The organism is Mesorhizobium sp. M0598 (assembly GCF_040320865.1).
GTDB lineage: Bacteria > Pseudomonadota > Alphaproteobacteria > Rhizobiales > Rhizobiaceae > Mesorhizobium.
In genome coordinates, this window is sequence record NZ_JAMYQL010000066.1 from 1 (window position 1) to 11,819 (window position 11,819).

General features: G+C 60.3%; 9 protein-coding genes and 5 pseudogenes. 6 read left to right on the plus strand and 8 right to left on the minus strand.

The features are described 5' to 3' along the window. Both NKI59_RS33910 and NKI59_RS33915 read left to right on the plus strand, forming a co-directional pair. Positions 1 to 229 (plus strand): annotated as a pseudogene (locus tag NKI59_RS33910) (hypothetical protein); the annotation flags it as partial. 307 nt (positions 230 to 536) lie between these two features. After that, a complete protein-coding gene (locus tag NKI59_RS33915; protein WP_352708877.1) occupies positions 537 to 1,067 on the plus strand; it encodes a Ros/MucR family transcriptional regulator in 531 nt (176 codons plus the stop codon). A gap of 93 nt (positions 1,068 to 1,160) precedes the next feature. Here NKI59_RS33915 and NKI59_RS33920 read toward each other — a convergent pair. Further along, positions 1,161 to 1,466, minus strand: a pseudogene (locus NKI59_RS33920) (DUF736 domain-containing protein); the annotation flags it as partial. A 213-nt stretch (positions 1,467 to 1,679) separates the two neighbouring features. Here NKI59_RS33920 and NKI59_RS33925 point away from each other — a divergent pair. From NKI59_RS33925 to NKI59_RS33940, 4 genes and pseudogenes are all read left to right on the plus strand, one after another. Further along, positions 1,680 to 1,982, plus strand: coding sequence for a hypothetical protein (locus NKI59_RS33925; RefSeq protein WP_352708867.1), 303 nt, complete (start codon positions 1,680 to 1,682; stop codon positions 1,980 to 1,982). 423 nt (positions 1,983 to 2,405) lie between these two features. Further along, positions 2,406 to 2,597, plus strand: a pseudogene (locus NKI59_RS33930) (VOC family protein); the annotation flags it as partial. Between the two features lie 444 nt (positions 2,598 to 3,041). Next, entirely contained in the window at positions 3,042 to 3,599 is a 558-nt protein-coding gene (locus NKI59_RS33935) for an OsmC family protein (RefSeq protein ID WP_292664767.1), read from the plus strand. A 56-nt stretch (positions 3,600 to 3,655) separates the two neighbouring features. Further along, positions 3,656 to 4,933: an NAD(P)-binding domain-containing protein gene (locus NKI59_RS33940; RefSeq protein WP_352708869.1), complete on the plus strand. Its 1,278-nt coding sequence runs from the start codon at positions 3,656 to 3,658 to the stop codon at positions 4,931 to 4,933. A gap of 8 nt (positions 4,934 to 4,941) precedes the next feature. On the opposite strand, the gene NKI59_RS33945 is transcribed toward NKI59_RS33940, so the two are convergent. The 7 genes and pseudogenes from NKI59_RS33945 to NKI59_RS33975 all read right to left on the minus strand — a co-directional run. Continuing rightward, entirely contained in the window at positions 4,942 to 5,391 is a 450-nt protein-coding gene (locus tag NKI59_RS33945; RefSeq protein WP_352708878.1) for a CoA-binding protein, read from the minus strand. Positions 5,392 to 5,396: 5 nt separating this feature from the next. After that, positions 5,397 to 5,768 (minus strand): 2Fe-2S iron-sulfur cluster-binding protein, encoded by a 372-nt coding sequence (locus NKI59_RS33950; protein ID WP_352708871.1) that lies wholly within the window; start codon positions 5,766 to 5,768, stop codon positions 5,397 to 5,399. Continuing rightward, positions 5,765 to 7,120 (minus strand): selenium-binding family protein, encoded by a 1,356-nt coding sequence (locus NKI59_RS33955; RefSeq protein ID WP_352595773.1) that lies wholly within the window; start codon positions 7,118 to 7,120, stop codon positions 5,765 to 5,767. The genes NKI59_RS33950 and NKI59_RS33955 overlap by 4 nt, the downstream gene beginning before the upstream one ends. A 356-nt stretch (positions 7,121 to 7,476) precedes the next feature. Further along, positions 7,477 to 7,852 (minus strand): annotated as a pseudogene (locus NKI59_RS33960) (site-specific integrase); the annotation flags it as partial. Between the two features lie 253 nt (positions 7,853 to 8,105). Next, positions 8,106 to 9,810: pseudogene (locus tag NKI59_RS33965) on the minus strand (adenylate/guanylate cyclase domain-containing protein). A gap of 378 nt (positions 9,811 to 10,188) precedes the next feature. Continuing rightward, complete coding sequence (locus tag NKI59_RS33970; RefSeq protein ID WP_352708872.1) at positions 10,189 to 11,481, minus strand: tetratricopeptide repeat protein; 1,293 nt, start codon at positions 11,479 to 11,481, stop codon at positions 10,189 to 10,191. 93 nt (positions 11,482 to 11,574) lie between these two features. Next, the coding region (locus NKI59_RS33975) for a transposase (protein ID WP_352708874.1) at positions 11,575 to 11,819 on the minus strand (245 nt) is incomplete at its 5' end.

Genomic DNA, 11,819 nt, shown 5'->3' on the forward strand with positions numbered 1-11,819 from the left:
CCCCAGCCCTGTGCAGCTTCAGCCGGTCCGACTGCTTCGCAAACCTGCCAAGCAGGCGAGCCTTCTTGCCTTCAACCTTGACAGGGAACATGAGAGACTAGCGATCTTTCGGGCCATCGAGGAGGTGGGGCTCGAGAGCATCATCTCGAAGCGCGCCGACAGCGGCTACAGGAGCGGACCGTCGAACACATGGCTGAAGGCCAAATACTTCGAGGAAGCCGATTTCTGAGCATCGACGACCGCTTCTGGCACGAAGGATCGAGCGCGCATGTTCATCGCTCAATCTGCGATGCAGCGGCGGGGCTTCGTAGAGCCTACGTGCGTAGGATCTGCGCCCTCGCGCGGGAGAAGAGGGGCAAGTGTTCCTGCTTCCCCGACGCTATCGGCAGCTTTGTCCGCAGCCGGACAGAACGATGGAGGCGAAGCCTGCCGGCTTGATATTTGCGACGAATGAGGTTTGTTGGAGAATAATCAATCATTTGCCGAATAGACAGACTATCCGTTTTCAAAGCGCCCTTTGGACAAGAGGAAATTCGATGACCGTTTCTCCAGACCCAAGCGACCAGGCTGATCTCGTAACAATCACCGCCGACATCGTTTCCGCCTACGTTTCGAACAATCCGCTGCCGGTCGGCGAGTTGTCGAAGCTGATCGGGGATGTCTATGTCGCTTTGCAAGGGATCGGCGCACCTGTGGCTCCGGCCGCAGCCAAACTGGAGCCGGCGGTGTCGATCAAGAAGTCAGTGTCACCTGATTTCATCATCTGCCTGGAAGACGGGAAGAAATTCAAATCCTTGAAGCGGCATATCGGAACGCATTACAATCTGAGTCCGGACGAATACCGTCAGAAATGGAACCTGCCCTCAGACTATCCGATGGTGGCGCCGAATTACGCGGCCACCCGCTCGGCCCTGGCGAAATCAATAGGGCTCGGGCGCAAGGCGGCAGCGCCAGCAACAGCTGCGGCAGAAAAACCAAAACGAGCTGCTCGCGCGTCAGCGACGACAGCCGCAACGGCAATCAAGTCGCCGGTGAAGAAAGCGCGCAAGGCACCCGTCAAAGCGTAGCGTGCTGCACCTGACAGAGCTGCCAGGCAGTGGCGTACCTGAACGTGGTGAAGCCCCGCTTGCGGCGGGGCTTCGCGTTAGGTCGGACCACTCGGCAGCGCGGCGGGACCAGATGAGCGAGAACTCGCCCTCGGTGTCGGTCTCGACCAGGCTTGCATAGATCGGAGCCGGGAAGCTCGGATCGTCGAGCTTGACGGAGTGGTAGTCGCGTCCCTCCCGCGAGGTCTTCTTCCATGCCGCCCCGAACTCGGTGGCGCCGGCGAAGATGCGGAAGGCCGGACCCTTTTCATTGTCGCCTTCGGCCGGGGTGAACGACACTGTCTTGACGTTGAGGTTGAGTGTCTTGACCGAGCCGGAGAAGCCGTTCGCGGTGCGGGAAAAAGTGCCGATCGTAGCCATTGTAGGTTCCTTCTGTTTCTCGGGCCGCGCCCATCGTGGCCTCGATGGTGGTCGTGAGACCGGAGACGATCGGGCCGCACCCCTAGGGCTGAAACGCAGTGGGAAGGCGGCCGGCGACGGCCTTTTTGTTTCGCGATGCAAAGCCGAAGGCGGCGGAAAAAAGCCCTTTGAAAGAGCATCGACGGTTTCGGTGTAGCGCTGCAGCGTCGCTGGATGGAGAGCCACGGTCGAGGGTGGCTCATCGAGATTCGAGAGTTGCGCCTCGATGTGAGAGAGCTGTGCCTTGAGTTCTGCAATGCGTTGCTTGGCATCCTCTTCAGCAATGACGAGACGAGAAGTCCGGCGTCAGCATGGCGGCGGTTTGCCACCGCCATGGCATTGCCACCAGCATGGCCCCGCTGGCGGGAAGAGTTCGGCCTGAACGCCCGCAAGGCGCCGCAACTGGCGGTGGTCGAGCTAGCCGATAGAGGAGAAAACGAGCCGCCGGCGCCCGCGCCCTTGCGCGATCTCGTATGACCGCCGGACGGCATGGTGGCGATCGAACTGGACGATGGGCGGCGCGTGTTTGCGCTGGCGGGCGCGATTGCGGCTGCAGTGAAGCGGCAGCTCGCCGGAAATATCAGCCCGCAGCCGCGCGACTTCGGCTGCGATGGTGAGATCGGCGACCGCGGCTTTGGCATTGATGCCTTCGGCGCAAAGCTCGGCGGCGCGATCGAGTACACGCGCGCTGGCACCGTTCAGGAAAACGGCAGACCGGCAAGGCCGAGCTGCCGCGCGATGGCAAAGCCGATGCCGTCGGCAGCACCCGCCCCGGTGATCAGCGCACGCTTGGTGGTAGAAGAAGGCATGGTCAAATCAGACTCCGCTGATTGCGCCGTCGCGGTCTTACCACGCACTTTGGCGACCGTGCTGCGAAGATTTGGTCTGCAACATCGATGCGAGAAACCTGCGCCCGGCGGCTGGAATCGCATTCATCTCATCGTCGACGATCTTGCCGCCGAGGTGGCGCGGCTGCGTACGGCCGGTGTGCAGTTCCGCAACGACATTGTGACCGGGCCCGGCGGGTCTCAGATCCTACTGGTCGACCCCTCCGGCAACGTCGTCGAGCTATTTCAGCCGGCCCGTCGCTGACCGTCGACCAAGGACCGCTTTCCACCCAACCGAGTCATTCGACGCTCATTTAGAGGTGTTCTCGAGGGGGGATGTTTGAACCAGCGGGACGCGCCAAAAGCCGAAATTAACTTCGCAGCTTTGGATTGCCCGTTCGCGACAGCGAAACAGCTGTTCGCAGCGCCAAAGATCGCTCGGCGGGATTGCAGTCGACTGAGCTTGCCGGCCCTTCAAGAAAATGCATCACGATTCCGACACCTGGATGCCGAACCAACGCCGACCGACACAGGGCATCCTTGACCTGCAAGACGCAACTCGGCACACGAGGGACGACCTTGCCTCTGCGGAAAACAACTTGAAGAAACGCTTCGCTACCCATAGCATGTCAAGTCATGGTGAAATCTGATCAGGAGGTCGGTGGGATGGGTCGGGTTTTTAAGCCAGTGCAAAGTAGGGAGGATAACTATGGCTTCCGAAGTACAGGCAAACAATGGCGTTAACGTCGAGGCGCTGCTCGGCGCACGCGAAGCGCTTACCAACGCCCCGGAGGCCGCGCAGTTCAAGTGGCGCGCGGCCTGCGAATGGAAGGATGGCACCCACAGCCACTCGACGGTCGAGAGTTTCTACGGTCTCGGCCAGGACCAGCATCGCAAGACCACCTTCGCATTCGATGCCGATCATCCGGAGGTCTTTGCTTCCTTGGATCAGGGCGCCACGCCTGTCGAATACGTGCTGGTCGGGCTGGCGAGTTGCCTGACAGCCGGCATCGCCGCGGTTGCCCAGAACCGGAACATCCAGTTGAAGTCGGTGAAGGCGACCATCGAAGGCGACATGGATATTGCGGGTATACTCGGCATCGACAGCGACGTCCGCAACGGCTTCAGCGGCATCACGGTGAAGTACAACATCGACGCCGACGCCAAGCGCGAGGACATCGAGGCTCTCGTCGCTCAGTCACAGAAGCGGTCGGCTGTCTATGACATTGTAACCAATCCGACGAACGTCACGGTCGTGGTGAATTGAAAGGCGCTTCGAGCCGTAGACTCTCCTGAGAGGGCGCGATTAGTTCCGTCACCACAGTGATCGTCGGCGCAGGGCACGCGGGGCTCGCGATGAGCCGCTGCCTCGCGGAGCGCTCTATCGACCACGTTCTGCTGGAGCGCGGCGAGATCGCCCATACCTGGCGCACCGAGCGATGGGATTCGCTGCGGCTGCTCACCCCGAACTGGCAGAGCCGGCTGCCGGGCTTCCGCTATGATGGTGACGACCCCGACGGCTACCGGACGATGCCTGAAGTGATCGACTTCCTCGGGAACTATGCCAAGGCGATCGCGGCTCCAGTCAGAACACACACGACCGTTACCTCGGTTCGCAGCGACGGGGCGGGATATGTCGTGCGCACGGACCACGGCGAGTGGCGCTGCCGAACTGTCGTGCTGGCGTCGGGCGCGTGCAACATCGCACGCCTGCCCGATTTGGCCGTCCGCGTGCCGCCGTCGGTCGCCATGCTGACGGCACAGTCCTATCGCAATCCGGCTCAGGTCGCCGACGGCGGCGTGATGGTGGTGGGCGCCTCGTCGAGCGGCACCCAGATCGCACAGGAGCTGCAGCGTTCGGGGCGTCAAGTAACCCTGTCGGTGGGCGAGCACATCCGGGCGCCGCGCGTCTATCGCGGCAAGGACCTGGAGTGGTGGATGGACGCCGCCGGCGTGCTCGACGAGCGCTACGACGAGGTAGACGACATCAGGCGGGCGCGACGGGTTCCTTCGCTGCAGCTTGCCGGCACTCCCGATCGCACCACCCTCGACCTCAATGCGCTGGTCGACCTCGGCGTCAGGCTCGTTGGCCGTCTCGCTGGCATCACCGAAGACGCCAAGGCCCAGTTTGCGGGGTCGTTGCGCAACATGTGCGCGCTTTCCGATCTCAAGATGGCCCGGCTGCTCGACCTCATCGACGAATGGGCCCGCGCCAACGGCCTTGACGCTACGGTCGGGCCGCCGGATCGCCTGCCGCCGACCCGTGTCGAGGACAACCCGCCGCTCGGCCTCGATCTTACCGGAGGCGCGATCAGGACGATCATCTGGGCCACTGGCTACAAGCCGGACTACTCCTGGCTGGAGCTGCCGGTCCTCGACCGCAAGGGCCACCTCCGTCACGACGGCGGCGTTGCGGAACATCCGGGCATGTACCTGATGGGGATGCAGTTTCTCCGCCGCCGCAAGTCTGCGCTGATCGACGGCGCCGGCGACGACGCGCGTGATCTCAGCGACCATCTGGCATCTTACCTCAGCAAAAATCAATCAACGTCTAAGGCCAAGGGAACAGGTCAGCTACCGCGACAACGCCGAATTCCGTGACTCTGCAATCATATTCCCAAGTGCAACTTCGACTTCCAGAAGGGGCGGAACAACTCAATCTTGGGACAGCGGTTCATCACAACTTTCAAGCCCGCTTCCTCCGCCAACAGGGCGGCAGCGTCGTCGCGCACCCCAATCTGACTCCACAGAACCTTGGCACCAATTGCGATGGCTTCCTGTGCAACTTCCAACAGATCTTCGGAGCGGCGAAAAACCTCAACCATATCCACAGGCCGGTCGATGGCCGCCAGTGACGCGTACACCTTGAGCCCTCGAATTTCATCCAGACCGGGAGTGGGATTAACCGGGATCATGTCATAGCCGGTTTCGTGCAGAACCCTGAGTACGCCATAGGAAAACTTGGTCTTGTCGGGGCTGGCCCCCACCATCGCGATGGTTTTGACCGATTTCAGAATGTTTTGCAGATAAGCCTCCGAATAGGGCTCATCATGATTCATGTGGGTCATTTCTTTGCTTCCAACGGGGTCGCAATATCGGCTTTCAATTCATGAGCGGCCAAGGGGTCAAGGAAAGGGTTGCGATAGAGCTTGTCGTGGCTTTCAACGCCGACTTCCAGCGTGCAGTCGCTCATAGGGCGGGCAACGCAGAGGATTATATAGCCATTGATGATCTGGCGGTTGTTCAGCGCCCGCTGCGCTTTTTGATTGACTTTGCCGCTGATTATCTTGGCCGCACAGCTTATGCAGCCGCCATACTTGCACCCGTAGGGCAGGTCCACGCCCTGCTCGCGCAAGCTTTGCAAGAGGGGCTTCCGGCGATCGACGTCAAAGGCCGCACCGCCTTGATTGACGAGAGTGATGGTGAAGTTGGTCATACCCAGATGTCACTCGTGCAATCACCGCCGGGATAACGGGTTTCGTGGCAGCGGCTTGGTCCATTTGGTTCCTTGCCAAAATCGACGACAAATCGCGGATCAATTTCCATGCCGCCGTTTTCCGTATCGCAATTGACCATCAGCATGCATCCGCCATTGGTGCGGATTTCCGGATAGAACTGATTGTCCCAGGTCGAGAAGAGCGAGGTCGTCACATAAAGGCGCTTGCCGTCGAGGCTGAGCTGTATCATCTGCGGCCCGCCAGTCACTTTCACGCCATTGACCTCAGGCGCACGTCCGAGAAGTCCGCCCATCCACACTTGTCCGGTAAGCTTGGCGTTGTGGGGGTCCGAGATATCATACTGACGGATGTCGCCATGCAACCAGTTGCACAGATAGAGGTATCGATCGTCCATGCTGAGCAGAATGACTGAGATAACGCCCGGTATCGGAATGGGCCATTCGGGATGCGGCTCATTTTCGACATCCACGATTTTTTCCCATTGCCAGTCACCCGCTGCATCCTTCCACCAGTGGATAATGTTTGCGGAAAGGGCCGCGCCAACAAAGCCGTGACTGCTGTCGGGATTATGATGGAATCGCACTTCCAGCGGGATCAAGCCATCTTCACCGAGATAGAATGTTTGCTTTGGTTCCTTCTTCTCAAAATCCCAGAAATGGATCTCTCGGCCATACTTCAGGTGGCCCACCTCCTCAAGGTCGAAACCAGGCATGAAAGTGTTAGGCGCGGCCCACTCCGAGCTGACCATTACGTTGTGTCGCGGCTGGTACCAGAAATCATAACCAAACTTGATCCTGCCCATGGAGTTTTCCCAACGGCCGACAATCTCGAACTCCTTGTTGAGTTTCAAATAACCGCCTGGCGCGTTGCCTTGAGCGTCGCCAAGCATTGAGATGATGATCTCCGAACCAAGGCAATGCACGGTGTGCGGTGCCGACAGGTTGGTTCTGGCTTTGATTTCGGCGCCCTCTATCACCTTGAACAGTGTCGGATTGCGGGGATCGGTACCGCAATCAACAATATGGAGATTGGTCGAGCGCACACCGGGCACGATCAGATACTTGCGCTCCATGCTCGCATCGCCATGGCACGACGAACAGGCATTCCAGCCCATGTGATGAAGCTCATCGCCAATACCCGGCATTTGCAAACGTGAAATCACTTGGCTGTAGGTCGAACTCTCCGGGTCGACATCAATGGTACACAAATAGTCCGGCTTCTGAATGCCCGTGCCAGTGTAGATAGCAATCGTATAGAGCAACTTTTCGCGGGGTGCCCTCGTGGCCTCGGCGGGAGAAGCATAGCCCGGTCCACAGCAATGTTCGGTCATGGGTACCTCCCTAATTTGAACAGGTCACTGGCCAGCCCAGGGGGCTGAGACATTAGTGCATGCGTGGCGTTGGCGCTACCGCCGGGGTAAGCGTCGCCGGGTTGGCTGGCGCGAGACAGGACTGCGAGGCGGCTGGACTATAGGAAGCGGCTTTTAGATCAATTTGCGGTCGTTCCGAGTGATGGACACAAAGGTCTGCAATGGATCACGAATGCTGGTTCCGGCCAATGTCGGCTTCCAAGAAGAGAATTCGACTCTGGAAGGTCTCGAAAGGGTCACAAAGCGACGCTTCCAGCCCGCGTCGCTCTGTCCGTTGTCGCAGGTTCATTTCACAGGTCGATCTGTTCAGAGATCGCAATGTTTCCCGTCTTCGTGTAGATCTGCGCGGCTTTCGTACGCCTCATCGAATGAGTTCGGTATCGCCTGGGATCGAGCCCGACGCTGGGCGCTGATGGCAGCTCGAGTCTGCTCCGTGATCTCGAATTGTACTGGTCGTCCGGTCTTGCGCTGGACGATTACCGCCCGGTCGCGAAACGTGCCGGATAGTGCGACGTCGCCGACCGTGATCGTGACGAGGTCACAGCATCGAAGTTTGCTGTCTATGGCAAAATTGACCAGTGCCAGATCACGTGCCGCGCCTGACACCTGCAGTCGTGTTCTAATGCTCCAGACCTCGCACGGCTTGAGAGGAGGCTTCTGACCGACAATGTGGCCTCTGTTCCAGCTGGGCATGGTTCTTCTCCATGCCGCCCTCCGCAGCCGCAGCGCTCGACGTGAGCCCGCGAATTCTAGCGTCTCACCTGGAAGCGCTACAAAGGATTCGGTTTGAAAGTTGTTGGTTGTCGATGCCGATGAAGTGCACCTTCGCAATGGGGCACAACCGGCCATTAACGGACATTGATCGGAACCCACGGCCATCGCCCTCACGACCAAAACAAGCCTATGTCTGACGAGAGCAAGTAGGCGATCCAAAGCGATGCGCCCTTTAGTCGGGAAGGCCAGCCTTGTGGTAGCCTTCGACGAAGCGCTGGAGCAATTCCTCGTCGTCGAATGGCTGCGATGTTGCCCAGTGCCTGATGCTGAAATGGGGATTGCTCATCATGAAGAATTCCGCCTCCTGATGGGCTTCATCCTGGCGCCCGAGCTGCGCGAGGGCTGCCGCTAGCATGCGCCGCGACGTGGTGCGGTAGGTTTCCGGCTTGCGTAAAGCCTCGACCGCGGATTGATAGTCGCCGAGCGCATAGTAGGCTTGGCCCGCCATCCAATAATACCACCCCGGTGGGCGCGGATTGAGCCGCAATGCCCGCTTCACGAATTCGACGCCTTTGACCGCGTCGCCCCTCAAGGTGATGAGATCCGAGCGCATCGCCCAGGCATCGGCATGATTGGGATCGAGCTTGAAGGTCGCCTCGAACTCAGCATCCGATTCCGCGAAACGCCGTTCGTGACCAAGTATGATGCCCAGCACCCAGCGGTTCCCGGCATCGTTAGGGTCGAGCGCCACTGCCCGCTGCGCTTCCGCGAGCGAGCGAGGCTGGTTGGCTTCCTTCGGCTCGTCCCAGAACAGCCAGCCGAGCCAAAGATTGAGGGCCAGCCAGCTATGTGCTTCGGCATAGTCGGGATCGAGACCAATCGCCTTTTCCAGGAGCATGCGCGCTTCCCGCGCGCCTAACCCGGTCTGAAAACTGACGCCGCGCGCTTGCACGCAGAGGTCATAGGCTTCGAGACTCGTCGGCCGTTTGCGCGCCGGCCGTCCGGCCAATCGGCCGACTAGGGCTTCGACGATCTTGGCCGTGACCTCATCCTGCACTGCAAAGATGTCCTCGAGGCTGCTGTCATAGCGCTCGGCCCAGATATGATCGCCGCCGATTGCGTCGATCAGCTGCGCATTAACGCGCTCGCCGGGCGCTGCCTTCAACCACATAGCGCACCCCAAGATCACGCGCGGCCAAACGCACATCGACCGACCGCCCCTTGTAAGCAAAGGTCGAGTTGCGCGCGATAACGAAGAGGCCGGCGCAGCGAGATAGGTCGGTGATCAGGTCTTCGGTCAAGCCGTCGACAAAGGTTTCCTGCTCCGGATCGTTGCTCATGTTAGTGAAAGGCAAAACCGCGATCGAGGGCTTGTCGGGCAATTCCAGCGATGCCAGTCGGCCGACCGGAGCGGCTCTCGGAAGCTGCAGGTTTACGCGATAGCAGTATATCGGCTCGGCTATATTCTTCACCCGCTGCTCGCCCATAGGCTCGAACGCAAACGCCAGCTTCTGCCTGACTTCCGCGGACACCTTCTCTGAAACGCAGATGCCACTGGGCTCGGCGAGTTGCTGGAGGCGCGAGGCCACGTTCACGCCCTCGCCATAGCGATCGTCCCCTTCGACGATCACTTCTCCAAGGTTGATTCCGATCCTGACTTCGAAGCGCTGGTCTTCGGCGACGCTCGCGTTACGCTCCGCCATGCCGCGTTGAAGCGTGACCGCGCATTCGACCGCATCCACCACGCTGCCGAACTCCGCCAGCAGGCCGTCTCCCATAAGCTTGAAGATTCGCCCGTGTCGTGTTGCGATTTCCGGCTCGAACAGCTCTTTGCGGCCACGTTTTAGCCGGTCGAAGGTGCCCGCTTCATCCGCCTCCATGAGCGCCGAGTACCCGACAACATCGATGGCAAGGATGGCAGCGAGCTTCCGCTCCATGTTGGGCCTCAGTTAGGATTCGCGACACGCAAGCCGCAGGTCAGAGGCGGGTAGGATCGGCGCCTCCGGCGTGCCCTTACCGGCCTTTGATACCACAGATCACGCCTCTTGAGACCATGGATCGCGCGACGCTCCGGCTCTCCTGCCGCAGCGGAATGCAATGTCGGTTATGGTCCGCTTCGCCGCATCCGGCACGATGAGCAGCCCGGCTGCACGATTCAGAGGCTCGTCCCACAGGCGGGCCATTATCGTTTCGCCGCGCTCGGCACACTTTCTGCAGACGCCGCAACGATACGCCTAGCCGGTGCACCGACGGCGCGCCAGCCGCCGGCTTCATGGTTCTCGACAGCCCTTCCTGCCTGCGCTTGCTTCGCCCGGTCATTCCGGCAATCCCGCCTTTCGCAGCGCCGACGCCAGCATTTCCATGAGTTCTGGTCGGACGACGCTCATCCGCACGAATGCGCTGTTTGTCCAGCCCGGCGCGACCTCCAACAGCCGCGAGGCGGCTGCGCGTGCGGCATCCAGGCGGTCGAGATTGACATAGGCTGCGACGAGGCTGGCATAGAGGACGCTGAAGCCGGGCGCTACTTGGATCGCCAGCGTCGAATAGTTCACCGCGTCATCATACCGGCCAGTGAAGAGGTGGACCCAGGCCAGCGCCAGATACGAATGATAGTTCAGGGGATCGAAAGGACTGAGGCGAAGTGCCTTGAACGCGTGATCGCACGCACGTTCATAGATTTCGCTGTACATGTGCACCATCGCGCTGAAGCCGTATGCCAGAGCTAAGTTGCGGTTTAGCTTCAAAGCTCGATCGAGAGCGCTGATGGCCCGTGCGTAGTCATGGGTAATCGTGGCGTGAACGAACGCCCCCATCGACAGCGCCTGGGGATCGTCGGCGCCGATCGCCATTGCGATGTTGGCGTGCTTCAGCGCGGCAGCCCTGTCTTCGGGATGGAAGCCTCCGCGCAGAAAGCGCTGTTCGTATCCCCAGGCCGCATAGCCATGTGCGGAAGCGTAGTTCGGGTCGAGGCTCAAGACCTCGTTCAGCAGGCGCAGGGCTTCGTTGGTATCGGCCGGCGTGTTGGCGTAGGTATGTGGCAAGGCGCGCAGGAAGAGATCATATGCGTCAAGGCTGTCCGGCCGCTTGCGGCGCGCTCGGTCGATCTCAGCGCGCCGCAGGGTGGGTTCAAGCGTCCCGACGATACTCTCGGTCAATCGGTCCTGCAGGTCGAACACGTCTTCCGCCGCGCCCTCGAACTTGTCTGCCCAAACATGGGTTGCATCTTTGCCCTCGATAAGCTGTGCGGTTATGCGCAGTCTGTCGGCAGCCCGCCGCACGCTCCCTTCCATCACGTAGCGGACGCCAAGCTCTCTTGCGACCTGCCGGATATCGAGCGTTCTGCCCTTGTAGGCGAAAGTGGAGTTCCGCGCGATGACGAACAGACCGGGTATCTTCGACAGGCCAGTGATGAGGTCCTCCACCAGCCCGTCCGTGAAATACTCCTGCTCGGGATCACCGCTCATGTTGGTGAACGGCAGCACGGCGATGGACGGCTTGTTGGGCAACGAAGGCGATCTGAGCTGTTGCATGTCGGCGACGAACCGCTGGCGAAGAACGCGATAGACCGGGAGCGGTTCAGCGATGTTCTTGACATGCTGCTCGCCCATCGATTCGAAGCCAAAGGGAAGCTTCCTTTCGACTTCGCGAGCAACCTTACCGGAGATGTAGATGCCGCCAGGCTCCGCTAGAGCGGCGGACTTTCATGTGAGTCCATACCCTGCGGCTGCGAAGTAATTTCTGCATTCTATTGGAGAGAAGAGATTGCAGATATCGCCAATGGCCTGCCACAGGGCGTCGATGGTTCTGATGGCCTTTGCGCGCAGGTGCGCCTTGAGCTTGGCAAATGCCATTTCGATGGGATTGAGATCTGGGCTGTAGGGCGGCAGGAAGAGCAGCCATGCGCCTCTGGCCCGGATCGCTGCCTCGGCGGCCGGGCTCTTGTGGG